At 64.7% G+C, this 26,407-nt stretch carries 24 protein-coding genes and 3 pseudogenes; 18 read left to right on the forward strand and 9 right to left on the reverse strand.

All coding sequences use genetic code 11. The features are described 5' to 3' along the window. Window positions 1-50 precede the first annotated feature (50 nt). Together E6B08_RS10115 and nhaB are read right to left on the reverse strand one after the other, a co-directional pair. On the reverse strand, window positions 51-596 hold the full coding sequence (locus E6B08_RS10115; protein WP_136913871.1) for a lipocalin family protein: 546 nt from the start codon (window positions 594-596) through the stop codon (window positions 51-53). Window positions 597-667: 71 nt separating this feature from the next. Next, the gene (gene nhaB / locus E6B08_RS10120) at window positions 668-2,170 is read right to left on the reverse strand and encodes a sodium/proton antiporter NhaB (RefSeq protein WP_136913872.1); all 1,503 of its coding nucleotides are present in this window, start codon (window positions 2,168-2,170) and stop codon (window positions 668-670) included. A gap of 149 nt (window positions 2,171-2,319) precedes the next feature. On the opposite strand from nhaB, the gene E6B08_RS10125 reads away from it, so the two are divergent. From E6B08_RS10125 to E6B08_RS10135, 3 genes are all read left to right on the forward strand, one after another. After that, a complete protein-coding gene (locus E6B08_RS10125) occupies window positions 2,320-3,132 on the forward strand; it encodes a crotonase/enoyl-CoA hydratase family protein (protein ID WP_136913873.1) in 813 nt (270 codons plus the stop codon). A gap of 34 nt (window positions 3,133-3,166) precedes the next feature. Then, entirely contained in the window at window positions 3,167-3,997 is an 831-nt protein-coding gene (nudC, locus tag E6B08_RS10130; protein WP_136913874.1) for an NAD(+) diphosphatase, read from the forward strand. A gap of 106 nt (window positions 3,998-4,103) precedes the next feature. Next, window positions 4,104-4,808 (forward strand): ketol-acid reductoisomerase, encoded by a 705-nt coding sequence (locus E6B08_RS10135; RefSeq protein ID WP_136913875.1) that lies wholly within the window; start codon window positions 4,104-4,106, stop codon window positions 4,806-4,808. On the opposite strand, the pseudogene E6B08_RS10140 reads toward E6B08_RS10135, so the two are convergent. From E6B08_RS10140 to E6B08_RS10150, 3 genes and pseudogenes are all read right to left on the reverse strand, one after another. Then, window positions 4,805-5,583: pseudogene (locus tag E6B08_RS10140) on the reverse strand (TSUP family transporter). The gene E6B08_RS10135 and the pseudogene E6B08_RS10140 overlap by 4 nt on opposite strands. Window positions 5,584-5,712: 129 nt before the next feature. Beyond that, the gene (locus tag E6B08_RS10145; RefSeq protein ID WP_136913876.1) at window positions 5,713-6,543 is read right to left on the reverse strand and encodes an alpha/beta fold hydrolase; all 831 of its coding nucleotides are present in this window, start codon (window positions 6,541-6,543) and stop codon (window positions 5,713-5,715) included. A 37-nt stretch (window positions 6,544-6,580) separates the two neighbouring features. Continuing rightward, complete coding sequence (locus tag E6B08_RS10150) at window positions 6,581-7,516, reverse strand: LysR substrate-binding domain-containing protein (RefSeq protein ID WP_136913877.1); 936 nt, start codon at window positions 7,514-7,516, stop codon at window positions 6,581-6,583. Between the two features lie 375 nt (window positions 7,517-7,891). On the opposite strand from E6B08_RS10150, the gene E6B08_RS10155 reads away from it, so the two are divergent. The 11 genes and pseudogenes from E6B08_RS10155 to E6B08_RS10195 all read left to right on the forward strand — a co-directional run bounded on the left by E6B08_RS10155 (window position 7,892) and on the right by E6B08_RS10195 (window position 15,989). Beyond that, a complete protein-coding gene (locus E6B08_RS10155) occupies window positions 7,892-8,812 on the forward strand; it encodes an ABC transporter substrate-binding protein (protein ID WP_238349302.1) in 921 nt (306 codons plus the stop codon). Between the two features lie 68 nt (window positions 8,813-8,880). Beyond that, window positions 8,881-9,302 (forward strand): annotated as a pseudogene (locus tag E6B08_RS31470) (ABC transporter ATP-binding protein); the annotation flags it as partial. Between the two features lie 42 nt (window positions 9,303-9,344). Further along, entirely contained in the window at window positions 9,345-9,953 is a 609-nt protein-coding gene (locus E6B08_RS31475) for an ABC transporter ATP-binding protein (RefSeq protein WP_416194394.1), read from the forward strand. Beyond that, the gene (locus E6B08_RS10165; protein ID WP_136913878.1) at window positions 9,940-10,812 is read left to right on the forward strand and encodes an ABC transporter permease; all 873 of its coding nucleotides are present in this window, start codon (window positions 9,940-9,942) and stop codon (window positions 10,810-10,812) included. The genes E6B08_RS31475 and E6B08_RS10165 overlap by 14 nt, the downstream gene beginning before the upstream one ends. A gap of 6 nt (window positions 10,813-10,818) precedes the next feature. After that, on the forward strand, window positions 10,819-11,616 hold the full coding sequence (locus E6B08_RS10170) for an ABC transporter permease (RefSeq protein WP_136913879.1): 798 nt from the start codon (window positions 10,819-10,821) through the stop codon (window positions 11,614-11,616). Further along, window positions 11,613-12,746: an NAD(P)/FAD-dependent oxidoreductase gene (locus tag E6B08_RS10175; RefSeq protein ID WP_136913880.1), complete on the forward strand. Its 1,134-nt coding sequence runs from the start codon at window positions 11,613-11,615 to the stop codon at window positions 12,744-12,746. The genes E6B08_RS10170 and E6B08_RS10175 overlap by 4 nt, the downstream gene beginning before the upstream one ends. Then, complete coding sequence (locus E6B08_RS10180) at window positions 12,736-13,089, forward strand: (2Fe-2S)-binding protein (protein ID WP_136913881.1); 354 nt, start codon at window positions 12,736-12,738, stop codon at window positions 13,087-13,089. The genes E6B08_RS10175 and E6B08_RS10180 overlap by 11 nt, the downstream gene beginning before the upstream one ends. After that, a complete protein-coding gene (locus tag E6B08_RS31300) occupies window positions 13,086-13,352 on the forward strand; it encodes an FAD-dependent oxidoreductase (RefSeq protein ID WP_265411740.1) in 267 nt (88 codons plus the stop codon). Before E6B08_RS10180 ends, E6B08_RS31300 begins: the two co-directional genes overlap by 4 nt. Then, window positions 13,289-14,461 (forward strand): FAD-dependent oxidoreductase, encoded by a 1,173-nt coding sequence (locus tag E6B08_RS10185; protein ID WP_265411741.1) that lies wholly within the window; start codon window positions 13,289-13,291, stop codon window positions 14,459-14,461. Before E6B08_RS31300 ends, E6B08_RS10185 begins: the two co-directional genes overlap by 64 nt. Beyond that, window positions 14,454-15,626, forward strand: a complete 1,173-nt coding sequence (locus E6B08_RS10190) for an NAD(P)/FAD-dependent oxidoreductase (RefSeq protein ID WP_136913882.1) — start codon at window positions 14,454-14,456, stop codon at window positions 15,624-15,626. Before E6B08_RS10185 ends, E6B08_RS10190 begins: the two co-directional genes overlap by 8 nt. 9 nt (window positions 15,627-15,635) lie before the next feature. Next, a complete protein-coding gene (locus E6B08_RS10195) occupies window positions 15,636-15,989 on the forward strand; it encodes a RidA family protein (protein WP_136913883.1) in 354 nt (117 codons plus the stop codon). Window positions 15,990-16,808: 819 nt separating this feature from the next. Here E6B08_RS10195 and E6B08_RS10200 read toward each other — a convergent pair. The 3 genes and pseudogenes from E6B08_RS10200 to E6B08_RS10210 form a co-directional block, all read right to left on the reverse strand. Next, entirely contained in the window at window positions 16,809-17,987 is a 1,179-nt protein-coding gene (locus E6B08_RS10200) for an integrase core domain-containing protein (RefSeq protein WP_136913166.1), read from the reverse strand. Between the two features lie 315 nt (window positions 17,988-18,302). Next, window positions 18,303-20,119: pseudogene (locus E6B08_RS10205) on the reverse strand (phosphoethanolamine transferase CptA). Between the two features lie 128 nt (window positions 20,120-20,247). Beyond that, complete coding sequence (locus E6B08_RS10210) at window positions 20,248-20,958, reverse strand: CerR family C-terminal domain-containing protein (protein WP_136913884.1); 711 nt, start codon at window positions 20,956-20,958, stop codon at window positions 20,248-20,250. Window positions 20,959-21,060: 102 nt separating this feature from the next. Here E6B08_RS10210 and E6B08_RS10215 point away from each other — a divergent pair, with 102 nt between their 5' ends. Genes E6B08_RS10215 through E6B08_RS10225 form a run of 4 tightly spaced genes read left to right on the forward strand, consistent with a single transcriptional unit; the run spans window position 21,061 to window position 25,178 of the window. Further along, window positions 21,061-21,969 (forward strand): HlyD family secretion protein, encoded by a 909-nt coding sequence (locus E6B08_RS10215; protein ID WP_238349303.1) that lies wholly within the window; start codon window positions 21,061-21,063, stop codon window positions 21,967-21,969. Continuing rightward, window positions 21,936-22,184 (forward strand): hypothetical protein, encoded by a 249-nt coding sequence (locus E6B08_RS31080; RefSeq protein ID WP_238349304.1) that lies wholly within the window; start codon window positions 21,936-21,938, stop codon window positions 22,182-22,184. The genes E6B08_RS10215 and E6B08_RS31080 overlap by 34 nt, the downstream gene beginning before the upstream one ends. Further along, a complete protein-coding gene (locus E6B08_RS10220; protein WP_136913885.1) occupies window positions 22,177-23,757 on the forward strand; it encodes a DHA2 family efflux MFS transporter permease subunit in 1,581 nt (526 codons plus the stop codon). Before E6B08_RS31080 ends, E6B08_RS10220 begins: the two co-directional genes overlap by 8 nt. Then, complete coding sequence (locus E6B08_RS10225) at window positions 23,754-25,178, forward strand: efflux transporter outer membrane subunit (protein WP_136913886.1); 1,425 nt, start codon at window positions 23,754-23,756, stop codon at window positions 25,176-25,178. The genes E6B08_RS10220 and E6B08_RS10225 overlap by 4 nt, the downstream gene beginning before the upstream one ends. 127 nt (window positions 25,179-25,305) lie before the next feature. Here E6B08_RS10225 and E6B08_RS10230 read toward each other — a convergent pair whose 3' ends face one another. Then, window positions 25,306-26,343, reverse strand: coding sequence for an ABC transporter substrate-binding protein (locus E6B08_RS10230; RefSeq protein WP_136913887.1), 1,038 nt, complete (start codon window positions 26,341-26,343; stop codon window positions 25,306-25,308). Window positions 26,344-26,407: the final 64 nt, after the last annotated feature.

Genomic DNA, 26,407 nt, shown 5'->3' on the forward strand with positions numbered 1-26,407 from the left:
ATTCCTTGGCGCATGAAGGGGGCATTGTAAGCCAATGGCCCCTCAGGGGCTCACTGCTGGCGCCAGATCAACTTGCTGGTGTCGTAGCCTTGTTGACGGGCGATGTCCAGCAGTTGTTGGCGGGTCTGGTCGCTGACCGCCTCGGTGCGCGACAGCAGCCACAGGTATTCGCGGTTGGGGTGACCGACCAGCGCCACGCGATAGTCCGCATCATGGTACAGCACCCAATACTCGCCCTTGGTCAGGTTAGGCGCCAGGCGGCTGAACCAGTTGTCGAAGCGTACCCAGAGCTTGTCGGTCTTGCCGGCTTGCTGGGCCTCGGCGGTGCCGTGCGCCGCGTTGGTCTGGCCGTCCTTCTCCTTGCAGACGTTGGTCACATCGATACGCCCATCTTCGCGCAGGGCGTAGTGCGCTTGGGACTGCACGCAGTTGCGCTGGAAGAACATCGGCAGCCGCGCCAGCTCGTACCAGGTGCCCTGGTAGCGTTCGAGGTCGACCTGCTGGGTCGCTGGCGGGTTGTGGTCATCGGCCGAGCCTGCGCAACCGGCCAGTGCCAGGGTCATGCAGGACAGAAGCAGAGCAGTGCGCAGTGCCATGATGAAGCTCCTTGAAGGCAGGGTTCTCGTGAGGTTCGACCGCGCACGGCCGGCAAAAGTGCGGCTGCCGTTTACAGCCAGTAGGTCACCGCCCACCAGCCCAGCCCGCCCATCACCAGGGTATACGGCAGGGCCATCCACACCATGCGCCCGTACGACAACCGCACCAGCGGCGCGATCGCCGAGGTCAGCAGGAACAGGAACGCCGCCTGGCCATTGGGCGTGGCCACGCTGGGCAGGTTGGTACCGGTGTTGATCGCCACTGCCAGGGTTTCGAAATGCGCCTGGGTCATGCCGCCCTCGAGGAAGGCGCGCTTGACCTCGGTGATGTAGATGGTGGCGACGAACACGTTGTCGCTGATGGCCGACAGCAGGCCGTTGGCCAGGTACAACATGCCCGGTTGCTGCTCGCTCGGCAGGGACAGCACCCAGTGGATCAGCGGGCTGAACAGTTGCTGCTGATGGATCACCGCCACCACCGCGAAAAACACCACGAGCAGTGCGGTGAACGGCATGGCGTCCTGGAAGGCGCGGCCCAGGCGGTGCTCGTCGGTGATTCCGGTGAAGGCGGTAATCAGTACGATGACCATCAGGCCGATCAGGCCCACTTCGGCCACATGCAGGCCCAGGCAAACGATCAGGATCACTGCCGCCAGGCCCTGCACCCACAACGCCAGGCGCTGCGCCTGCGTACGCGCCGCATCGTCCTCGGCCGCACAACCTGCCAGCACCTGTCGCACCGTCTCCGGCAGCCGCGCGCCGTAGCCAAACAGGGCAAAGCGCTCCAGCAGCACGCAGGTAGTCAGGCCGGCAGCCAGCACCGGCAACGACACCGGCGCCACCTTGAAGAAGAAATCGGCGAAGTGCCAACCCATCTCATGACCGATCAGCAAGTTTTGCGGCTCGCCTACCAGGGTGCAGACTCCACCCAATGCAGTGCCGACGGCACCGTGCATGAGCAGGCTGCGCAAGAAAGCGCGGAACTGGTCGAGGTCCTCACGTTGCAGCGCCGGGATGCCATGGTCGCTGTCCAGGGCGCTGTCCTCGCGTGGGTTGGCGCCCGATGCGACGCGGTGGTACACCGCATAGAAGCCTACCGCGGCGCTGATGATCACCGCGGTCACGGTCAGCGCATCGAGAAACGCCGACAGGAATGCCGACAGCACGCAGAACAACAGCGCCAGCGCCGCCTTGCTGCGCACCCCGAGCAGTATTCGCGAAAACACGAACAGCAGCAGTTCCTTCATGAAGTGGATACCGGCGACCATGAACATCAGCAGCAGGATCACCGGGAAATTGTGCTGCAGTTCCTCGTACAGCGCCTGCGGCGAGGTCATCTCCAGCAGCAGTGCTTCGATCAGCAGCAGGCCGCCGGGCATCAGCGGGTAGCACTTGAGCGCCATGCCCAGGCAGAAGATGAACTCGATCACCAGCGCCCAGCCCGCAGCCACCGGGCCGACGCCCGTGAGCAACAATGGGTTGAGTATCAGGAACAGGACGATGAGCGCCTTGTACCAGCGGGGCGACTGACCCAGGAATCCTTGGGCCAGGGCGCCAGGCAGGGAGGGGGACATGAAGTTGTATCCTTATGATTCAGCGTTGCCGCACGGTGCCCGATCGCCTGGCCTTAGGCAAGGCTGGCAGTCCCGTTTTTGGCACAAGCGCGGCCTGCCGGCTGGGTTAACATCCCCTGCAGACCATCTTCCCCACAGGAGTGCCGCCCGTGTCCGACTACAGTGCGTTCAAGGTAGAGCTGATCGACAACATCGCCCATGTGCAGATCAACCGCCCGGACAAGATCAATTCGATGAACGCTGCCTTCTGGGAGGAGATCGTCGCCATCTTCCAGTGGGTCGACGATACCGATGCGGTCCGCGCCGTGGTGCTCAGCGGTGCCGGCAAGCATTTCTCTTCGGGCATCGACCTGGCGATGCTGGCCTCCCTGGCCGGGCAGATGGGCAAGGACGTGGGCCGTAACGCGCGCCTGCTGCGCAGTACCATCCTGCGCCTGCAGGCGTCGTTCACCGCGGTGGACAAGTGCCGCAAGCCGGTGCTTGCAGCCATCCAGGGTCATTGCATCGGTGGCGCCATCGACCTCGTCTCGGCCTGCGACATGCGCTACTGCAGCAGCGATGCGCAGTTCTCGATCAAGGAAGTCGACATGGGCATGGCCGCCGATGTCGGTACCTTGCAACGTTTGCCACGTATCATCGGCGACGGCATGATGCGGGAGCTGGCCTTCACCGGTCGCCAGGTGGCAGCCGACGAGGCCTTGCGCATCGGCCTGGTCAACCGGGTCTATGATGATCAGGCCGCGCTGCTCGATGGGGTCTTTGCCATCGCTCGCGAGATTGCCGCAAAATCACCGATTGCCGTGGCCGGCACCAAGCAGATGCTCAGCTACATGCGTGACCATCGCATCGACGATGGCCTGGATTACATCGCCACCTGGAACGCCGCGATGCTGCAGTCCGAAGACCTGCGCGTGGCCGTGGCAGCGCACATGAGCAAACAGAAACCGACGTTCGCCGACTGACCGCGCGGCGGACGCGCAGTCAGGAAGCCGCTTTATGTCAGCACGTTGGACTACCGCAGTACTCGACCCGCAAACCCCCGGCGGCCTGGCCGTTGCCCGCAGCCCTGCGGGGTTCTTGGTGGGGGACGAGGGCGCGCTGTTCCCGCGCGACTGGCTCAAGGGCAGGGACCTGGACGTGGTGTGCGAGCACGGCATCGGCCATTTCGACGGCGAGCCGGTGTTCCTGCTCGAGCTGCGCGCTGGCGCCGAGGTGCCGGGCTGCAGCTGGCGTGGGCTGCGTACGTTCATGCTCGAAGGCGACTTCGACACCTATAAAGTGCTGGGCTATGCCGCGCAGATCGGCACCTGGGCACGCGAGCACCGCTTCTGTGGCAGTTGCGGCCAGGCCATGAGCCAGATCCATTGGGAGCGGGCAATGTATTGCCAGCCCTGCGACCTGCGCAGCTACCCGCGCATCTCACCGAGCATGATCGTGCTGATCACCCGTGGCGACGAGATCCTCCTGGCCCGGTCGCCACGCTTCGTCACGGGTGTGTACAGCACCCTGGCGGGGTTCGCAGAGCCCGGCGAGTCCGCCGAGGACTGCCTGGTGCGCGAGGTGCGCGAAGAAGTGGCGGTCGAGGTGCGCAACATACAGTACGTCGGCAGCCAATGCTGGCCGTTCCCGCATTCGATGATGCTGGGCTTTCATGCCGAATATGCCGGTGGCGAGATCGTCATGCAGCCGGACGAGATCGAGGATGCCAGGTGGTTCAACGTGCGTGAACTGCCGCCGTTGCCGGCGGGGCGCTCTATCGCGCGCTACCTGATCGACCTTTACGTCGCGCGTCGCCTGGGCCAACCGGAGCCGCAGTTGCCGCGCTAGCCAAGCGCCATGCCTGATATTTCTGCCAGTAGGAAGCTTGCCTCACCCTGCCTAGAATCCGCTCTGGACAAGGCAGAGACCGTGATCCACACGGCGAGGAGGTTGCATGGTCATCGACCCACTGGTAGTGCGCGAGGCGCTGCAGGTCGAACGCAGGATCGATGCGCAGAAAGCGCAGGATGCACCGCGCGGGGCGTCCTGCGTGCAAGTGCTCGAAGGCACCGCGTCGGTCATCGTCACCGCGCCCTATGCAACCGAGACCTTGCGCGAAGGGCGCTATCGCGTGTCGGACGGGGCGGGCACCGCAGCCCTGGCGCACATGCTCCACAGCCTGTGCGGCGTGACTGCGATCTACACCCAGTACCGCAACCGGTCGGACCCAGGGCACGACGACGATGACGACTTCAAGGCGTTGCTGGCCTGGCTGATCGCGCTGCGCCGGCCAGCGCTGTTGCTCGATCTGCAGGCCAGTCACGATTTACGGCCGTATGACGTCGACCTGAGGACCCAAAACGGTGCCTCCCTGCACGGACGGGAGATGCTCAGGGAGGCCTTGATCGGAGAATTGCACGAGCAAGGTATTCCGGCGCTTTCGGACAATCACCTGGACGCCAGCCGCAGCGACGCCATAACCCGTTTAGCCTCGGCCCACGGTGTGCCGTCGATTCAGCTGCAAGTCAGTAGCACCTGGCTGCGGCCATCCGAGGATGGGCCGATGGCCAAGCGCTTTGCCCAGTTGCTACAGGCTTTGTGCCGCTACGTGCAACGGGTCGACGAAAGCCCACGGGCACCTCGTGAGGCGTGGCATTAGGCCTGGCCGAACCAATGCTGCCAGGCCAGGCGCACGGTCAGCGCCAGCACCACGGTGATGAACACCGGGCGGATGAACTTGCTGCCGCCGCTGATGGCCGTGCGTGCGCCGAAGAACGCCCCGACCATCACCGACAGGCCCATGCACAGGCCGACGATGTAGTCCACCTGGCCTGAGGCGATGAACACGGTGAGCGCGGCGATGTTGCTGACGAAGTTCATGCTGCGCGCCACGCCGCTGGCACGGACCAGGTCGATGGGGTAGAGCAGCAGTGTGCTGACCGTCCAGAACGCGCCGGTACCGGGCCCGCCACGCCATCGTAGAAGCCCAGGGTGAAGCCCTGCGGTGCCTGCCACTTCTTCTTGATCGGGGCATCGGCATCCAGCGGCGCCTTGGGCGTGCCGCCGAACAGCAGGTAGAGACCGCAGGCGAAGACCACCACCGGCAGCATCTTGTTCAGCCATTCGGCAGGCAGGTAGTGCGCGACCACCGCGCCGATCAGCGCGCCGGCCAGGGTGCCGAACAGCGCCGGGCGCCATTGCGCCGGGTGGAACAGCTTGCGCTTGTAGTAGGTGAAGCCAGCGGTGGCCGAGCCGAAGGTCGAGCTGAGCTTGTTGGTGCCCAGCACCAGGTGCGGCGGCATGCCGGCGGTCAGCAGTGCGGGCGTGGTAAGCAGGCCGCCCCCGCCGGCGATGGCGTCGATGAAACCTGCCACGAAGGCGACCAGGGCGAGGATCAGTAAGGTAAGCGGTTCTACGGTGAGTTCGAAAGGCATGGGGTTCAGGAGGGCAGGAGGAGGGGGCGCGGCAAAGGGCCGGGCTGAAGCGCTACATGGTAATCCTGGGGCGGATGGGTTACCAGTACTGGCCGCATCGCCGGCATGCCGGCGATGCGGCCAGTACTATCAACTACGGATGAACGCCAGCAGGTCGGCGTTGATCACGTCGGCATGGGTGGTCGGCATGCCGTGCGGGTAGCCGGCATAGGTCTTCAGCGTGCCGTTGGGCAGCAGCTTGGCCGACAGCGGCCCTGAGTTCTCGTAGGGCACGATCTGGTCGGCATCGCCATGCATCACCAGCACCGGTTGGCTGATGCCCTTGAGGTCGTCGGTGAAATCGGTCTGCGAGAACGCGACAATACCGTCGTAATGGGCCTTGGCGCTACCGATCATGCCCTGGCGCCACCAGTTGCCGATCACGCCTTCCGAGGGCGTGGCGCCCGGCTTGTTGTAGCCGTAGAACGGCCCGCTGGGGACATCGCGGTAGAACTGCGCACGGTTGCTGGCGACCTGGGCTTGGAAGCCGTCGAACACCGACTTTGGCAGCCCGCCGGGGTTGCCCGGCGTCTGTACCATCAGCGGTGGCACCGCGGCGATCAGTACCGCCTTGGCCACCTTGTCGCCAGGGTAGCGGGCCATGTAGCGCACCACCTCGCCACCGCCGGTCGAATGCCCGACATGCACCGCACCCTGGATGCCCAGGTGCTCGACCACCGCCGCCACGTCATCGGCGTAGTGGTCCATGTCGTGGCCGTCCCAGACCTGGCTGGAACGCCCGTGGCCGCGGCGGTCGTGGGCCACCACGCGAAAACCCTGGCCGAGGAAGAACAGCATCTGCGCGTCCCAATCGTCGGCGCTCAATGGCCAGCCATGGTGGAAATGGATGACCTGCGCATCACGCGGGCCCCAATCTTTGTAGAAGATCTGCACCCCATCCTTCGTAGTCACGTAGCTCATGATCCTGCTCCTCTGTACAGGGGGTAGTGGCGACGAGCTATTGAGAATAGGAGGTATTTGGCAAATCGTGCGCGGCGCCATGACCGCGCGTCGCGTTTCGGTAATAGGATTTCAAGGTGTCGACGAACTCTTCTGCCAGTAGCGTTCGGGCCTGAGCCTGGGGCCAGATGACATAAGTGGGGAAGAGAATGTCTGGCTTGAACGGCTTGATCACGATGTCGCGATGGCGAAAGTCCCTGGCGACCAGCGGGTGGGCCAGGGTCACCCCCATCCCGAGCGCGACCATTTCACAACTGATCGCGCTGTATTGAGCCTCGACCGCCATCACCCGCTCGACCCCGGCCTGCTCGAAAAGGCCATCGACCTGGGCACGGGTGCCGTCACCATGGCACAGGGAAATAAAGGGTTGGCCTTCGAGGTCGGCGAAGGTGATATGCGCACGTTCGGCAAGCGGGTGAGCCCGGGGCAGGACGCACACGGCGGCCACTTGCGCGAGCAACTCGACCTGATGGCTGCTGACGTCGCCGGGGTGCACGACGATGCCGATGTCGCAGAACTGCGACTTCACCCATTGCTCGACCGTCGGCGAGGAGTTGACGTGCAGCGACACCGTCAACTCCGGGCGCGAGGCGATGAACGCCTTGAGCACCGCCGGCAGCACGCTCAGGCCGGTGGAGGGCACGCCTGCCACACGCAAGCGCCCGGTGCCCAGGTTGCGGATGTTCTTCGCCGAGTGCTTGAGGCTGTCCAGGCCAACATAGGCCCGCTCCACTTCGTGAAAGAACGCCTGGCCCTCCTGGGTCGGGATCAGGCGTACGCCGGCACGCTTGAACAAGGTCAGGCCCGTGCTCAGCTCCAGTTGCGAGATGAGCCGGCTGACATTGGGTTGCGAGGTATACAGCGCTTCGGCCGCGGCGGTCATCGAGCCGAGGCGCATGACACTGCGAAATGCCTCTATCTGCCTGAGGTTCATGGTCACCCTTGCATATCAAATATGAATAGCTAACCCGGATACTGTGATTTGACCCTATGGATGGTGCCTCGTAATACTCCAGTACAGCAATACAGCGCACGCCAAGATGCGCCATCCCGGGATGTTCGCCCGGGAACATGCAGCCCGCTGCATGGCTTCGATTGACGCCGAAGCAACTGACGCATTGTTCGATCTGCCCCATGCACTTCGGAGATAGTCTGTGAATAACTATAAAACGCACCTCGCAACGCCGTCATTGCACCCGCTCACCCGTCTCGCCCACGCTGTCGCCCTGGCTTTCGTCGGGCTCGGCAGCGCCATGGCCCATGCGCAGCCAACGCTGTACGTGGCGGGTGTCGGGGTTCCACCGAACAGATGTACAAGACCAAGGTCATTCCCACATTCGAGAAGGAGCACGACGTCAAGGTGGTCTACGTCGCCGGCAACTCGACCGAGACCCTGGCCAAGCTCCAGGCGCAGAAAGGCCGCCAGCAGATCAACGTGGCGCTGATGGACGATGGGCCGATGTACCAGGCGCTGCAGATGGGCCTGTGCGAGAAGCTTGACGACGCCCCGGTCTACAAGGACCTCTATCCGCTGGCACGGATCAGCCCGCAGGCGACCGGTGTCGGCGTGGTCGCCACCGGCATCGGCTACAACGAGGAAGCCTTCAAGAAGCGCGGCTGGACGCCACCGGACTCCTGGGAAAACCTCACCGACCCACGCTACAGGCAATTGCTCGGCATGCCGCCGGTGACCAACACCTACGGCTTGCACACGCTGGTGGAAATGGCTCGCCTGCGCGGCGGTGGGGAGAAAGACATCGACCCAGGCTTCAAGGCGCTCAAGGACGAAATCGGCCCCAACGTCCTGGCCTGGGTGTCGGCGCCGGGTGAGATGGACGGCATGATGCAGAACGGCGACGTGGTCATGGCGGTGTATGGCAGCGGCCGCGCGGTGGCGTTGCAAGGCACCGGTTTCCCGCTCAAGTTCATCTACCCCAAGGAGGGCGCCGTCGCCCTGCAGATCGCCGCCTGCGCCGTCACCCCCAATGCGCAGCCCGAACTGTCGCAGTTGTTCATCCAGCACGTGCTGTCGCCCGAGGTGCAGGCCATCCAGGCGCAGCAGAACGGCTACGCGCCGGTCAACCAGACCGTCTCCCTCACGCCCGAGGTCGCTGCCCGCATGCCCTATGGTCCGGACAAGATCAACGCCTTGATCAAGGTCGACTGGGAGACGATCAATCAACAGCGCAGCGAGTGGACGACGCGCTGGAATCGCACGGTCGAGCGCTAGCGCCGCACCGTTCCCGACCCTTCCCGACCACTTTCTGGAGACGCAGGCCCGGCCTGCGTGGCAAGCCTATGGCATTTCTATCGCTCGAAGGTATCGTCAAGACCTATGGCAGCTTCCGCGCCATCGACGGGTTGAACCTGGAAGTCCGGCACGGCGAGTTCATTTCCTTGCTCGGACCCTCCGGCTGCGGCAAGACCACCACCTTGCAGTCCATCGCCGGCTTCGTGCAGCCAACCGAAGGACGCATCGTCCTGGACGGGCGCGACATCACCCATGTGCGTCCCGAACAGCGCGGCCTTGGCATCGTTTTTCAAAGCTATGCGCTGTTCCCGCACATGACCGTGGCGCAGAACATCAGCTTCGGTCTGGAGATGCGCGGCGTGGCCAAGGCCGAGCGCGGCAAGCGCATTACCGAAGCGCTCGACCTGGTGCGCCTTGCCGGGCTGGGGAGCGGTATCCCAAGGCGCTGTCCGGTGGCCAACGCCAGCGCGTGGCCATTGCCCGGGCGCTGGCGATCAGGCCGAACCTGCTATTGCTCGACGAACCGATGTCCAACCTCGATGCCAAGCTGCGCGAGGAGATGCACATCGAACTGCGGGCGATTCAGCGCGACCTGGGCATCACCACGATCCTGGTCACTCACGACCAGGTCGAGGCGATGACCATGAGCGACCGCATCGCCGTGATGCAGAGGGGCCGGATCGTGCAGATCGACACGCCTTTCGAGGCCTACGAACGCCCGCATTCGCCCTTCGCCTCGGCATTTCTGGGCAAGACCAACGCTTTCGCTGGCGCCGTGCAAACGCGCAATGCGCGCTGCTGCCATGTGCAGGTCAAGGACACGCTGCTGCACGTGCCCCACGAGGACCGCTCGCTGGGCGATGAGGTGAACGTCTACATCCGCCCGGAGAAGATCCGCCTGACCGAGGCGGGCAAGGGCCGCATGAACGGCCGGATCCGCTTGCGCGTGTTCCTCGGCAACCTGTGGCTGATCGCCGTGGAAAGCCACTTCGGCGTGGTCCACATGACCCAGCCCAACCTCGGCGCGCCACCGCCCGAGGAGCACAGCGAGGTCGGCCTGGACTGGTCCGACGACGATCTGCGGCTGCTGGACCGGGAGGTCGCCCATGGCCAGGTATGATGCCGAGCACGTCGGCGCCGCGCCGTGGATGCTCAGCGGCCCGGCGCTGCTGGTGTTCGTCGCGCTGCTGCTGGTACCGCTGCTGTTGACCGGGTTGCTTTCGCTCAACCTGTTCAGCGAGGCCGGCGAGGTCTTGCCCAGCTACAGCCTCGGCAACTACCTGGAGGTGTTCAAGGACGAGTACTTCCACGAGATCTTCCTGCGCACCGGCGCCATGGCGCTGGCGGTCACGGCCCTGTGCGTGCTGACCGGCGTGCCGGAGACCATCATCATCGCGCGCATGGCGCCGCGCTGGCGATCGTTGTTCCTGCTGGTGGTGCTGGGGCCGCTGCTGATCTCGGTGGTGGTGCGGACCCTGGGTTGGGCGATCCTGCTGGGCAACAACGGCCTGATCAACGACGCCTTGCAGGCCCTGGGCATCACCGAGCAACCGGTGCGGATGATGTTCACCCAGGTGGGCGTGATCATTGCGCTGACCCACGTGCTGGTGCCGTTCATGGTCATTGCCGTGTGGGCCACCTTGCAGCGCCTCGACCTGCAGGTCGAATGGGCCGGCCTGTCGCTCGGGGCATCGCGCGTGACCGTGTTCCGCCGCATCATCCTGCCGCAGATCATGCCCGGCATCCTGTCCGGCTCGATCATCGTCTTCGCCCTGGCTGCCTCGGCCTTCGCCACCCCCGCGATCATCGGCGGGCGGCGCCTGAAAGTGGTGGCGACAGCGGCCTACGACGAGTTCCTCGGGACACTCAACTGGCCCCTTGGCGCCGCCATCGCGATGCTTCTGCTGGTGGCCAACCTGGTCATCATCCTCGGTTGCAGCAAGCTGGCCGAGCGCCGCTTCAAGCAAGTCTTCGAGTAAGCCGCCATGCACAAGAACGGATTTTTCTCGCTGCTGTTCCACATCGCCTTCGTCACCTTCATCGCCGCCCCGCTGGTGGTGGTGATGGCCATGGCATTCACCGACAAGGGCTACCTGTCACTGCCGACCGATGGCTTGTCGTTGCGCTGGTTCCGCACGCTGCTGGAGAACCAGGAAATGCTCGACGCATTCTACCTGTCGCTCAAGCTCGGGCTGGTCTCGGCCACGCTGGCCACGCTGCTGGCGATACCTGCGGCGCTGGCGATCAGTCGCTATGCGTTTCCGGGGCGGGGCGCCATTACCGGGTTCCTGTTGTCACCGCTGATGATTCCGTCCGTGGTGCTGGGCATCGCGTTCCTGCGCTTCTTTTCGGTGGCGCAGATCGGCGGGTCGTTGTGGACGCTGGCCCTGACCCACGTGATCGTCGTGCTGCCTTATGCGCTGCGCCTGACCCTGGCATCGACCATCGGCCTCGAGCGCGACATCGAGCACGCCGCGCTGTCGCTCGGCGCACGCCGCTGGACGGCGTTCTACCGGGTGGTGCTGCCGCGCATCCGCACCGGCGTGATGGGCGGCTGGATGCTGGCGTTCATCCAGAGCTTCGACGAACTGACCATGACCGTTTTCGTTGCCACCCCCGGCACCACCACACTGCCGGTGGCCATGTACAACCAGATTTCCCAGACCATCGACCCGTTGATCACCGCCGTGTCGGCAGTGCTGATCGTCGGCACTGTTCTGCTGATGCTGGTCCTGGACCGGCTGGTCGGGCTCGACCGGGTGCTGATCGGAGAAGGCAAATGAACCAGGATCTGCAGCAGCAGGATGTGATCGTGATCGGCGGTGGCCTGGTGGGCATGGCCGTGGCCTATGGCCTGGCTTGCCGTGGCGCTGCGGTGCGGGTGCTGGACCAGGGCGATGATGCGTTTCGCGCATCGCGAGGCAACTTCGGCCTGGTCTGGGTCCAGGGCAAGGGCCATGACCTGCCCGAATACGCGCGCTGGACCCGCTCTTCGGCAACGCGCTGGCCAGCCTTCGCCCAGTCCCTGCTGGCCGACAGCGGTGTCGACGTGCACCTGCGTCAGCCCGGCGGCTTTCATATGTGTTTCAGCGACGAAGAGCTGCTGGAACGCCAGGCACGCTTGCAAACCCTGCAGCGAACCGTGGGCGACTACCCGTTCCAGATGCTCGATGCAGCTGAGCTCAAGGCCCGCTTGCCGTTGATTGGGCCAGCCGTGGTGGGCGCCAGCTACACGCCCCAGGACGGCCACGTGAATCCGCTGAAACTTCTGCGTGCCTTGCACACCGCGGCACAGGCCAAGGGTGTGGTGGTGCGCAGCGGGGTTCAGGTCGAGCGGATCGACAGTGCGCCTGGCGAGTTTCGCGTGGTCAGCCGCCAGGGACGCTTCGTCGCACCTCGCGTGGTGCTCGCGGCGGGGCTGGGCAATGCCATCCTGGCCCGGCACGTGGGCTTGCATGCCCCGGTGGCGCCGAACCGCGGCCAGGTGCTGATCAGCGAGCGGCTGCAGCCATTTCTCGATTACCCGACCATCAATGTCCGCCAGACCGACGAAGGCACCGTGCAGCTGGGCGACTCCATGGAGGAGGTTGGCTTCGACGACAGCACCAGCAGCGAGGTGCTCGCGGCGATCGCCCGACGCGGCATCGCGACCTTTCCGTTGCTGCGCGATGTGCGCCTGGTCCGGGCCTGGGGGGCATTGCGCGTGCTGAGCCCGGATGGTTATCCGATCTACCAGCAGTCGGCAAGCCACCCAGGCGCGTTCGTGGTCACCTGCCACAGCGGTGTGACCCTGGCCGCCGCCCATGCCTTGCGCATCGCGCCGTGGATCATGGGCGCGACCAGACCCGAAGAACTGCAGGCGTTCGCAGGCGAGCGCTTCCTCGAAGACAAGGTGTTTTCCCATGCTCACTGATCCACTGTTCAAACCCGTCATCAGCGAAGCCGGCACGCCGCGTTCGGTGAGCCTGAGCTTCAATGACCAACCCTTGAGCGTTCCCGCAGGCATGAGCGTGGCCGCCGCGATGCTGATGGCCGGGGTCCGGCGGTTTCGTGCCACGCCCGTCAGCGAATCGCCACGCGCTGCGTATTGCATGATGGGCGTGTGCTTCGAGTGCCTGGTGGAAATCGATGGCGTGCCCAATCGCCAGAGTTGCTTGATCGAAGTGCAGGAGGGCATGCGCATCCGCTCGCAAGAAGGTGCCCGCGACCTGATCTATCAACCGGCAAGCGTGCCGGCCGTGGAGGTGCAGCCATGAACCCTCGGAACGTCGATGTCGTGGTGATCGGAGCCGGCCCAGCCGGCATGGCGGCGGCTACCCGCATGGCCGACCTGGGCATGCAAGTGGTGTTGCTGGACGAGCAGGGCAGCGCGGGCGGGCAGATCTATCGCGGTATCACCCTGGCGCCGTTGTCGCGGCGCGATCTGCTGGCCCCGACTATGCCCAGGGCAACGCTTTGGCGCAGGCACTGGCGGCTTCGCGGGTGTGCGTCGAGCAGGGCGCGGCGGTATGGCAGGTGACCCGTGAGCACCAGGTCAGCTACCTGCAGGGCGGCAGCATGCGGACCCTGCAAGCCAGGGCGGTGGTACTGGCGACCGGTGCCATGGAAAGGCCGTTCCCGATCAGTGGTTGGACACTGCCGGGGGTGATGACCGCAGGCGCTGCGCAGATCCTCCTGAAAAGCGCGGGGCTGGCGCCAAGCGAGCCGGTGGTGCTGGCGGGCTGCGGACCACTGCTGTACCTGCTGGGCTGGCAGTACCTGCGCGCCGGGGTGCAGATCAAGGCACTGGTCGACACCACCCGCGCCGAGGACTACTGGCGGGCGCGCCGTCACCTGTTCGCCGCGTTGCGTGCCTGGCCCTACCTGCGCAAGGGCCTGGATTTGATGCGCAGCCTACGCAGTGCAGGCATCGCCCATTACAAAGGCGCCGAGCACCTGGCAATCGTGGGCGAGGAGGCGGCGCAAGCCCTGACGTTCACGGCGGCCGGCCAGGCGCGGCGCATCGATACGCGCTGCGTGCTGCTGCATCAGGGCGTGGTGCCGAACATCCAGTTCAGCCAGTCGCTGCGGGCAGGGCATGCCTGGGACGGCGAGCAGTTGTGTTTCCGCCCGGTCACCGACGGTTGGGGCGAACTCGATGTACCGGGTGTCTACGTCGCGGGCGATGGTGCTGGTATCGGTGGTGCCCAGGCGGCGGCGCTGCAGGGGCAACTCACGGCATTGGGCATCGCTGCCCGACTGGGCAAGCTCGAGGAGGCCGAACGAGACCGCCACGCCCAGCCGCTGCGCGACCAGTTGGACGCCAACCTGCGCATCCGGCCGTTTCTCGATGCGCTCTACCAGCCCAAGCCCGCCAACCGTATCCCCGCCGACGACGTGCTGGTGTGCCGCTGCGAGGAAATCACGGCCGGCCAGTTGCGAGGGTTCGTCGGCCTTGGTTGCACAGGGCCGAACCAGGCCAAGTCGTTCGGGCGCTGTGGCATGGGCCCGTGCCAGGGGCGCCTGTGCGGGCTGACGGTGACGGAAGTCATCGCCGATGCCCGCGGCGTTTCGGCGGCCGAGGTCGGCTACTACCGTATCCGTCCGCCCATCAAACCCATCACCTTGGGGGAGCTGGCCGGTGATTGAATCGACATCGCGCCAAGCCGACGTCCTGGTGATAGGCGGTGGCATCCATGGCCTGAGCACGGCGCTGCACCTGGCTCGGGCCGGGGTCAAGGTGACCCTGCTCGAGGCCGAGTACTGCGGGCGGCATGCCTCCGGAGTGAATGCCGGTGGTGTGCGGACGCTGGGCCGGCATATACCCGAGATCCCGTTGTCGTTGTCGTCGAGTGCGCTGTGGCATGAGTTGCCGGCGCTGTTGGGGGACGACGCCAGCTTCGTGCCCAGCGGGCAGCTCAAGGTGGCCGAGAACCTGGACGAACTGCAGGCGTGCCGGCAGCGGGTATTGCAGTTGCAAGCCCTGGGCTTTCACCACGAACAATTGCTCGACCAGCAGCAGGTGCGCGAACGGCTGCCGGCCATGGCCCGGCATGTGACCGGCGGTATCTGGGTCGAGGGCGACGGCTACGCGCAACCCTTCAAGGCCGTCACGGCATTTCGCCTGGCTGCGCAGAACGTGGGGGTCCACATCCATGAAGGCACGCCTGCACAAGGTATCGAGCAGGTCGGCAACCAGTGGCAGGTCAGCACCCCGGCAGGGCGCTTCTGCGCCGAACACCTGGTGGTCACGGCAGGTGCCTGGGCAGCGGACCTGGCAACCCAGGTGGGCGAAGCGGTGCCGCTGCACCCCGAGGGCCTGATGCTGATGGTCACCCACCGTGTCGCGCCGTTTTGCCAGCCCGTGCTGGGCGCCACTGGCCGGGCGCTGTCGTTCAAGCAGTTCGCCAATGGCACCCTGGTGATTGGCGGCAAGCTAATCGGCTCGCTGGACTTTCCCGCCCGCCACGGCGAAGTCGACATGGCCCGGTTGGGTACCAGCGCGCGCACCGTCACCGACCTGTTCCCGCATTTGCGCCACCTGGCCGTCAACCGCGTCTGGGCAGGCGTGGAAGCGTTCACCGCCGACGACCTGCCGGTGATCGGCAGCAGTCGCAAGGCGAGCAACCTGAGCTATTCCTTCGGCTTTTGCGGCAGTGGCTTCCAGATGGGCCCTGGCACCGGCAAACGCCTGGCCCAGCTCATCCTGGGCGAGCACTCCGACATAGACCTTGAGGCGTTCGCCATCGACCGATTCACCAGGGCCACGCCGGCCCCGATCATTCAACCCGCTCCATCCATCGTGCAACATTGAGGAGATTCCATGCTCGACATTACCCGTATCGAAACCAATCAGCGCATGAGCCGCGTGGTGCAGTGCAACGGCTTCACCTTCCTTGGCGGCCAGACCGCCACCGACCGCAGCCTGGACATCAAGGGCCAGACTGCGCAGGTGCTGGAAAAGATCGACAACTACCTGGCCAAGGCCGGCCTGGACAAGACCCGCATTCTTACCGCCCAGGTCTGGCTGTCGGACATCGCGGCCAATTTCGCCGGCATGAACGAGGTCTGGGATGCCTGGGCGCCGGAGGGGCATGCGCCAGCGCGGGCGACGGTCGAGTCGCGCCTGGCATCCCCCGATCTGCTGGTGGAGATCACCGTGGTCGCGGCGGGTTGATCGCGAGCGCGCTGTAACGGTTGTCATTGATGTGAACGAGGCCTTGGCAGGCTGTGCAAAGCAGGCTGCCAAGGCCTTTGTGTGTTAGGGCGGATTCGCTACTGGGAAAGTCCCCCCCTCTGACCGCTGGCTGATGTGCCAGAAAGGTTCTTCACGGGGTGTGGGGAGCTGGTTTGGTTTGGCAGTGAGGCTGGGAACGGTCCATTTTGTGTAGCGGCGCTACTGGCCCCTTCCGCCTTTACGGCGGGCAACTTTTTTCTTGGAAAAAGTTGCTCAAAACCGCTTGCTCCCACATACGGCCCCTACGCTGCGCTTCGGGGTTCCCTCGCTCCGGCGGCTTGCGGGCCCGCGCGGCCTACGACTTGCTCCGCAAGTCTACATCTCGCGCCTTCGGCTACGCCGAAGGGTGCTGCGCACCTGGCCCTCCAGCCGCCTACGCTCGGCCTCCTGAGGTCGCGGGTAGATCAAGATCAAAAGCCAGATCAAAAGCCAGAGCAACGGCAGGCGAATCGCTGCGCTCTCGCTTACCTTTACCTATCGCTTTGTGTTGCAGCGGATAGCGCGGTGTCTCTTTCGAAGATAACGCCAGTGCAGGCGCCGCCCCTAACTTCGCGACGTCAGGAGGCCGAGCGTAGGCGCCTGTAGGGCCAGGTGCGCAGCACCCTTCGGCGTAGCCGAAGGCGCGAGATGTAGACTTGCGGAGCAAGTCGTAGGCCGCGCGGGCCCGGAAGGCGCCGCAGCGAGGGGACCCGTAGCGAAGCGGAGGGCCGGATGCAGGAGCGTGTACGGGTCACCCTCATGGGTTACACAAAAGTTCGTTCACATAGGTGACAACACCTGAAGTCTTACATAACCATCATCGGCTTCTCGCTCATCGACCCTGCCGAGAATGATTGGGCCGAAAATAACATCCCACACCCCATCCCCGACCCGCTCCAGCCCAATGGTCTGGTGCTTGAGCACATAACCTACATAGATCCTCAAACCCCGGCGGTTGACGATGCCACTACAATCAGCTTGCAGGCTCTCGATATGACTGGGGTAAGTCATTTCGGGTAGTTGCTCCGGAAACGGGCGTGGCGAAGGCTGATAACAGGACGCCGGCGTTTTCTGCTTCAGCGCTTCGTGCAATCGCTCGTAATTGTAGTGTTGCCGAAAGCGGTCGAAGTGCCGCTGTTGAGCCTCCCAAGCCACTGCAGGCGGGGATGGAAGCGTACTTTTGAGTGTCCGGTGCATACGCTCGTGCCGACCATTTTGCTCCGGCCTGCCAGGCGCAATACGTTCAGGAATAATGCCCAGGCGCAGCCACCAAATGGACAGCTGGGAGAGGCCTGCGCGTCCTTTACTCGCAAACGGCACGCCGTTATCGGTTCGGATACGTTCAGGTAGCCCGTTTTCGCGAAAGACCTCAGCGAACACAGCCTGTGTCTCCAGGAAGTTCGTGTTGGCCATGCTGTGGCACGCAAGCAAGAAGCGACTGGCGTGATCCATGATCGTCAACGGATAGCACCAGACCCCTGCTCCTGTCAGAAACTGGCCTTTGTAGTCCGCAGTGAATAGCTGATTGGGCGACTCCGCTTTCTCCAATGGCTTGGGATAGACCGCTACACGCTGACGCAGGCGTCGCGGTTTGATCAGCTCGGCCTTCTTGAGGATGTTGTAGATCGTGGTCTTGGAGGGAGGCGCCTGGTCGGGAAAACGCGCCTGCAATGCTGCCTGGATCTTCTTGGGTCCAGGCTCCGTCTGGCCTTGACCACGCAGCTCGATGATGGCCTCGCGAACGGCGACGGGTACAACCCAGTCTTGTGTCAGCCGGCGACGATTGCGCTCCTCCAGGCCCGCCGGGCCCTCTTTCTCGTACCGCTCGACCCATTTGTATCCGGTCTTTCGACTGATCTCGTAGGCCTCGCAGAGGGCGCTGAAGCTAGGCGGACCCTGCAGGTAATCCGCGATGAAAAGCGTTTTCATGTCCATAGGTTTCAGCTCTCGCCAAGGCATGGTCAGATCCTCGAAAAACCGACCCTGCCAGTTAAAAACTGTTACCTATGTGCGTGAACTGATTTGTAACCCATGTGGGTGAGTCATACCAGCGAGCGGTTTTGCGTCCCTTTTTCCAAGAAAAAAGGGACCCGCCGTAAAGGCGGAAGGGGCCAGTAGCGCCGCTACACACAATGGATCAGCTCACGATCTAAATGCCAAGCCAAGCCAAGCCAAGCCAAGCCAAGCCAAGCCAACGCCCGGCCCCCACTAATCCGTGAGGAACCCCAAAACAAACGGCGGGCGTCATCGCCTACACCACTTGGTCGTCCCCTCTCAGCTTCGGCCTTGCACCTGTGACGGGTGTCCTTGTGGTTTCAACGCCCGCGTGGCCGCAGTACCTGGCGCCTTGTTGCCCTTGGCCAACTGCTGCGCTCGCTGCCCATTACCTACCGGCAACTGGTCGAACTCGTGCAGCCCGTTCTTGGCATAAGGGTCGCCGATCCAACGGGGCATGGCCACGAACTGCTCGCCCACCAGGCTCTTGCTAGGCTCGAAACCGTCGTAGCTCAGGCCGGCAAGGTCTGACAGGGTGTGAATCAGGTGCGAGCTGCTGTAGGGCCGCTGGCTGACCGCCTGCAAGTCCCGCGGGTGGGCCTGCTGCCAGCTCGGCGACGTCCAGACCAGGAACGGAATCGTGTACATCGGCCGGGTCGGCGCGCCCTCGTTGCGCCCCAGGCGGTCATGCTTGCCGCTGCTGTAGACCTCTTCGCCATGGTCGGACAAGTACACCAGGAAGCCGTTGGGCGTGGTCGCGGCGTAGTGCTTGATCAGGTTCGAGACCACCAGGTCGTTGTGCAGCACGGCATTGTCGTACGCGTTGTAGGTTTCCACCTGGTCGTCGGACAGGCTCGGCGGCACGCCTTGGCGGTCCTTGAACTGGGCAAGCTCTGCGGGATACCGGTAGCGGTAGTCCATGTGGGTGCCCAGCAGGTGGACGATGATCAACTTCTTCGGCGCAGGGTCGGCCAGCACCTTGTCGAACGGCGCCAGGACCACGTCATCGTACTGGCGGGCGTTCTGGTTGCGCTGGTTGTTCAGGTAGTACTGCTCGTCCGTCTGTTGCGAGAAGGTGGTGAGCATGGTGTTGCGCTTGGTCATCGTCTGCTGGTTGGTGATCCAGAAGGTCTTGTAGCCAGCCTGCTTCATCAGGTTGATCAGCGATGGCGAATCGAGGAAGCGGTCGGGGTGCTGTTCATCGCCAAAGGTGAGGATCTGCTGCATCACTTCGATGGTGTAAGGGCGCGGCGACACCACGTCCTGGAACACCGTGAGGTTGTGGTCGGCGGCGGCCAGGGCATCGAGGTTGGGCGTGGTCTGGCGTCCATACCCGTAGAGGTGCATGTGCTCGCGGGTGGTCGATTCGCCCAGCACCAGCACCAAGGTGCGCGGCGCCGCGCCGCTGCTGTCCTTGAGGTCGTTCAGCGGCGGCAGGGCGGCATTCTGGTCGAGCAGCTTCTGCATGTTGCCCAGTTGCTGGCGGTATTGCGCGTAGCCGACCGCCAACTGCCAGGGCACTGCCGGTTCCATGCGTTGCTGGACCTTCTCCAGGGCATCGGCGAAGTTACGCTCCTGGCCGACCATCTGCTTGTAGAACGGGTACACCAGGTTGGCCGCCACCAGCAGCACGGCCAGCGCCACACGCGGCAGCGCCGGCATGTGCAGGGCCGGACGCGGCGCCACAGCAGCACCGCCACCACGCTGTAGAGCAGCAGGGCCAGGCACAGCCCCAGGCTGAAGTACTGGCTGAAATACTCCCCGGCTTCGGCGCTGTTGGATTCAAACATCACGAAAATGACGCTCTGCGAGAACTCCTGGCGGTAGATGCCGAAGTAGCTCAGGCCCACCAGCGAGGCTGCCCACAGCACCAGGCCGATCAGCGCCGCCAGGCCACGGGTGAAGCGCGGCAGCAGCAGTGCCGGGGCCAGCCACAGGCTGCTGAGGAAGAAGGCGTCGCGAAAGCCGGCGAAGCCGCTGGTGCCACTGAACAGGATCAGCGCCTGGGTGACGCCAGAGAAGTACCAGAAGAACAGTAGCAGCCAGCCCAGGCCGGCCCAGTCCACCTTGCGGCGGGAAGGGGAGGAAGTCGACACGTTTTACCCATATCCAGAGGGCCGCGGTGGTGCGCAAAAAGGCGCTTGCGGCCGAGGGGGGCAAAGCTAGCAATCGAATTGTGATGAAACCGTCAAAAATGCGTACAGAGATCGTCTGCGTCGGCGCTTCAGAGTCGTCCGGCCAGGCGTTCCTGTACCAGGGCCTGCAGGGTCAGGCGCGTCTGCCCGAGCAGCACTTCGCGCACCGTCTCCATGCGCTGGCGATCGATGCTGTCCCAGCCCAGCACTCCCAGCACTTGGCGCCGCAGCACCCGGAACACCATGCCCTGGCTGTTGATCGCGAAGGTGCGGATGAGGGTGCGCTCATCGTCGGCAGGCAGCCCGGTGAGGCGTCCGACCACGGTGCTGGTGACGCGGCCGATGCGCCGGTGCAGGCGTTCGTCCATCAGTTGCGGGGTGCCCGGTGGGCCGAGGCCGGCCTGTTCGCGGGCCATGAACAGGCGCCAGTCGCGGGCCGACGGGCTGTCGTGAATGAAGGCGATGAAGCCGCCGATCAGCGTCAGGTAGACCTCGATCAACTGTTCGTCGCTGCACTGCGGCTCGGCCAGTACCTGTTCGACTTGTTCGACCGGCGCGGCCAGTTGTTCCCAGATGCGGTCGATGAGGTGCTCGACGCAGGCCAGGTAAACGCCTTCCTTGTTGTCGAAGTAGTACTGCAGGGCAGGTGCGTTGACGCCGGCATCGGTAGCGATTTCTCGGGTCGAGGCGCCTTCGAAGCCGCGCTCGCCAAACAGCCGCAAAGCGCTGTCGACGATGCGCGCGCGGGTTTCTTCGCCACGTTGATAGCCGCCTTCGGCAGTGGGTTTGTGTCGAGCCATGCGGGCACCTACTGACAATGATGTAGGAAAATATACCACTTGACATAAAGCTGCGGGAGATACATTTTTTTACAACTGGAATAATTTTGGAATCCCGTCGGCATGTCTTCCGAACGCCCCCTTGGTCAGCAAGACCATCTGCAACCTGCAAAGGCCCCTGACCTACCAGGCGAAAAACGCCGCAGCCCGAAAACCGTACTGCTCGGCCTGGGGGCGCTCGCCGCTCTGGCCGCGCTGGCGTGGGCCGGGCACTGGTACTGGGTGGGGCGCTTCATCGAAACCACCGACGATGCCTACCTGCAGGCCGACAGCATGACCGTCGCGCCCAAGGTCGGCGGCTACATCGCCGAGGTGCTGGTGGCCGATAACCAGCAGGTCGCCGCCGGCCAGGCGCTTGCCCGGCTGGACTATGGTAACTACCAGGCCGCAGCGGACCAATCGACCGCCACGGTCAAGGCGCGCCAGGCCGATGTCGCCCGCGCCGAAGCCGAACTCGCCCTGCAGGACGCCAGCATCGCCCAGGCCCAGGCGGAAGTGGCCGGGGCCGAGGCCGACCTGCGCCATGCCCGCGGCCAGGTCCAGCGTTACGCGCCGCTGGCCCGCTCTGGCGCCGAAACCGAAGAGCGCCTGGCCACCTTGAACAACGAACTGGCCCGCGACAGCGCCATGCTCACCGCCAAGCAGGCCGCGCTGCGCGCCGCGCAGGTGCGTGTCGGTACGCTCAAGGCGCAGTTGCAGCAGGCCCAGGCGCAACTGGCGGTGTCCCAGGCCAGCGCCCGCCAGTCGGACCTGGACCTGCAGGATACCGTGCTGACCAGCCCGATCGCCGGTCGCGTCGCCGATCGCAGCGTGCGGGTCGGCCAGTTCGCCCAGCCCGGCACTCGCTTGATGACCATCGTCCCGGTGCAGTCGCTGTACCTCACAGCCAACTTCAAGGAAACCCAGATTGGCGCCATGCGCCCGGGCAGACCGTCAGCGTGCATGTCGACGCCTTGCCGGGCCAGGCACTGAGTGGCCATGTGCAGAGCATTTCGCCAGGCACCGGTGCGCAGTTCGCGTTGCTGCCACCCTCCAACGCCACCGGCAACTTCACCAAGATCGTCCAGCGGGTGCCGGTGCGTATCGTCCTGGACATTCCCGAGGCCGTGCGCCCTGCGCTGGTGCCGGGCCTGTCGGTGACCGTCGACGTCGATACCCGCACCGGGCCGGACGCCAAGCATGGCTGAGGCGACCCTCACTGCAGGCGACGCCCCGGCCCGTGCCGGCAATGCCTCGCTGACCGACTGGATCGCCGTTGCCGCCGGCTCGCTCGGCGCCTTGCTGGCGACCCTGGACATTTCCATCACCAACTCGGCGCTGCCGCAGATCCAGGGCCAGATCGGCGCCACCGGTACCGAAGGCACCTGGATCAGCACCGGCTATTTGATGTCCGAGATCGTCATGATCCCGCTCGCCGCCTGGCTGACGCGGGTGTTCGGCCTGCGCCGGTTCCTGATGAGCATGGCCGTGCTGTTCACCCTGTTCTCGATGTACTGCGGCATGTCCGACAGCCTTGCCGGCATGATCGCCGGGCGCATCGGCCAGGGTTTTGCCGGCGGTGCGATGATCCCGACCGCGCAGACCATCATCCGCACCCGCCTGCCGCAACACCAGTTGCCCATCGGCATGAGCGTGTTCGGCCTGACCGTGCTGCTGGGGCCGTTGATGGGGCCGGTGGTGGGCGGTTGGCTGACCGAGAACGCCAGTTGGCGCTGGTGTTTCTTCCTCAACCTGCCGGTGAGTATCGCCCTGGTGACCTTGTTGTGGACGGGCCTGAAGCCCGACAAGCTCGACCTGCAGCAGTTTTTCAAAGCCGACTGGTTGGGCATCGTCGGGCTTGCCGTCGGCCTGAGTTCGCTGACTGTGGTGCTGGAGGAGGGGCAACGCGAACGCTGGTTCGAATCGCAGATGATCCTCTGGCTGACCGCGTTGATCGTGGTCGGCTTCGTGCTGATCGCCGTCGGCCAGTGGACAGCCAAGCGGCCGATCATTCGCCTGAGCCTGATGCGCAACGCCAACTACGCCAGCGTGATTTTGATCGTCTCGGTGGTGGGCGCAGGGATCTATGGCATTTCCTACCTGTTGCCGCAGTTTCTCGGCAACGTGTCGGGCTACAACGCCCAGCAGGCCGGTTCGATCATGTTGCTATCGGGGGTGCCGGCATTCTTGCTGATGCCGCTGCTGCCCAAGCTGCTGGCGCGCTATGAGGCACGCTGGTTGGTGAGCATCGGCCTGGCGCTGTTCTGCATCAGTTGCCTGCTCGACGTGGCGCTCACCGCTGACAGCGTCGGCCATGATTTCTCGGGTTCGCAGATCATTCGCGGGTTCGCCCAGATCCTGGCGATGATGCCGCTCAACCAGGCCTCGATGGCGGCGGTCAAGACCGACGAAGCCGGCGACGCAGCCGGCCTCTACAACATGGCGCGCAACCTCGGTGGCTCGATTGGCCTGGCGCTGATCGGGGTGCTGGTCGACCGCCGCGAGCATTACCACGATGCGGTGCTGCGTGAGTCGGTCAACGCCAACGCCACGCTGGTCCAGGACCAGATGGCCAGCCGCACCGCCGCGTTTTTCGCCCAGAGCGGCGACATGGTCCACGCGCAGATGCAATCGCTCGAACAACTGGCCCAGACCATCGCCCGCGAGGCGCTGGTGATGACCTATGGCGAAGCCTTCCTGTTGCTGGGCTTGGCCTTGCTGGCCTGCATTCCCCTGGCGCTGCTGCTGAAGTCGCGCAAATTGCAAGGTGCTGCACGATGATTCAAAAGACTCTGCTGGCCACCCTGGTGCTGGCCGCGATCACCGGCTGCACGGTGGGCCCCGATTATCAGGGCGCGCCCGAAGTCGCGGGCAAGAGCCTGGCGGCCAGCCGTTTGGCCCATGACGCCCGCACCGAGCCTGCCGCACCTGCCGTTGCGCAGTGGTGGCATGGCCTTGGCGATGCCCGGCTGGATGCGCTGGTGAGCCAGGCCCTGGCCGACAGCCCGACCCTGGCCGAAGCCCAGGCACGCCTGCGCCAGTCACGTGCCGGCCTTGCCAGCGAGCAGGCCGCCGGGCGCCCGAAAATGTCGGCCAATGCGACGATGTTGCGCATGCGCTCGCCAGATGTGTCGCAGTTCACCGGTGGCGAGGGCGGAGGAGGGCGTGGGCCTTTGAGCCTGTACCTGGCCGACTTCGACGCCAGCTGGGAAGTCGACCTGTTCGGCGGCACCCGGCGGGCCATCGAGGCGGCCGATGCCAGTGCTGGCGCCAGCGCCGCGCAGTTGGCCGATGCCCAGGTGCAATTGGCTGCCGAAGTGGTGCAGGCCTATGTCGACCTGCGCGACCGCCAGCAGCGCCTGGCCCTGGTCGATGCCTCGAGCGAGCTGGAGCAGCAGGTGCTGGAGTTGACCCGGCAGCGGCGCAGCCGTGGCGTGGCCAGCGAGTTGCAGCTCGAACAGGTGATCACCCAGGCCGACACCACGCGCTCCCAGCGCCTGCCGTTGCAGGCGCAGATCGTCGAGTCGCTCGACCAGTTGGCCCTGCTGTGTGGCCTTGAGCCAGGCGCGCTCGACGCTCGCCTGCAAGCGCCTGACGCGCTACCGAGCGTACCGGCCCAGGTGCCGTTGGTCGACCCTGCGGCGCTGCTCAAGGCGCGCCCGGACGTGCGCGCGGCGGAGCGTCAACTGGCCTCGGCCAATGCCCAGATCGGCGAGAAGACCGCGGACTGGTTTCCCAAACTGAGCCTGTATGGCGACCTGGGTTTCAGTGCCGGCGACCCGGGGCATCTGGCGCGCAAGGATAACGCCACCTGGCTGGTGGTGCCGCGCCTGACCTGGAACGCCCTGGACTTCGGCCGCGTCAAGGCTTCGGTGGAAGGTGCCGAGGCTGGGCGTGACGTGGCCTTGGCGCAGTATCGCCACACCGTGCTCGACGCGCTGCGCGATGCCGACAGCGCGCTGGCCCGATATGGCCATCAGCGGGAGAACGTGGTGCTGTTGCGCGGTATCCAGGCCAGTGCCGAGCGTGCTGCCGAGCTGACCCGCCAGCGCTATCGCGCCGGTACCGCCAGCACCCTGGATTGGCTGGACGCCGAGCGCACCCGCTTCGATGCCCAGCAGAACCGGGTGTCGGGGGATGCGCAGTTGTTGAGGGACTTTGCGGCGTTACACAAGTCATTGGGGCTGGGGTGGGAGGGGTAGCTGCGGGTGTCTGTGCGGGCCCCTTCGCGGGACAAGCCCGCTCCTACAGGTACCCCGCTGTTCTCAGGAACGGTGATACCCCTGTAGGAGCGGGCTTGTCCCGCGAAGAGGCCCGCACAGCCAAACCTCAACTGCCAGGATAAGCCTGCGCCTCTTCGAAGAAATAATCTTTCCAAGAGGCTGCCTGGTTCTTCAGCACCCCAAGCTCATGCAGTTTCTCGGCATAGATATAGGTGCGCTGCGGAGAAACCGTGAAGTCGTTCTCCGGGTCGTCGATGATCTTCTTGACGAAGGCCAGTGGCAGCTTGGAGTTCTCCACGCGGATATATGTCTCGGCCGCCTTGCCGCTGTCGGCCTTGACGATCTGCTCGGCTTCACGCAGGGCGTCGTAGAAGGCCCTGTACGTCTTGGGGTTCTGGTCGTGGAATTTCTGCGTGGCATACAGCACGTTGAAGGTGCTCTGCCCGCCGAGAATGTCGTAGCTGCTGATCAGCTTGTGCACCTTGGGGTTTTCCAGCGCCTGATACTGGAATGGCGGGCTGGAGAAATGCGCGGTGATTTCCGAGCCGCCACTGATCAGCGCAGCGGTGGCGTCCGGGTGCGGCAGGCTGACGGAAATCTTGTCGAAGTGCTGGAAGTCGGCGTTGCCATAGAGCTTGGCGGTTTCGATCTGCAAGGTGCGTGACTGGAAGCCCACACCCGCCGCGGGCACGGCGATCCGGTCGCGCTCGGACAGGTCCTGCAGCGTCTTCACCTCGGCACGATTGCTCAGCAGGTAGTTGGGCAGCGATCCAAGCGATGCCACGGCCTTGACGTTCTGCTTGCCCAGGCTGCGATCCCACACGGTGAGCATCGGCGGTACCCCGGCAGAGACCACATCGATTGCGCCGGCCAGCAGCGCTTCGTTCATCGCCGTGGCCCCGGAGATGGTGCGCCATTCGACCTCGATGTCATCCAGGCCATTGGCCTTGGCGTGTTTCTCGATCAGGTGCTGGTCCTTGACCACATGCAACAGCAGGTAGCCGATACCGAATTGCTGGGCGATGCTGATCTTGCCCTCGGCGAAGGCGGCCGTGGACGACGCCAGCCCACAGAGCAGGGCAACTGCGGTGGCAAGGCGACGGGGTTTTGCTGGGGTGCTTGAATGGGCAACGGAACGGGGCATTGGAAGATTCCTGCGAACGCAAAGGTCAGGCGCGTGATACCGAGAAGCCGGGGAGCCCGGTCTG

Origin of the sequence: Pseudomonas putida, assembly GCF_005080685.1 — a bacterium.
Classification (GTDB): domain Bacteria; phylum Pseudomonadota; class Gammaproteobacteria; order Pseudomonadales; family Pseudomonadaceae; genus Aquipseudomonas; species Aquipseudomonas putida_V.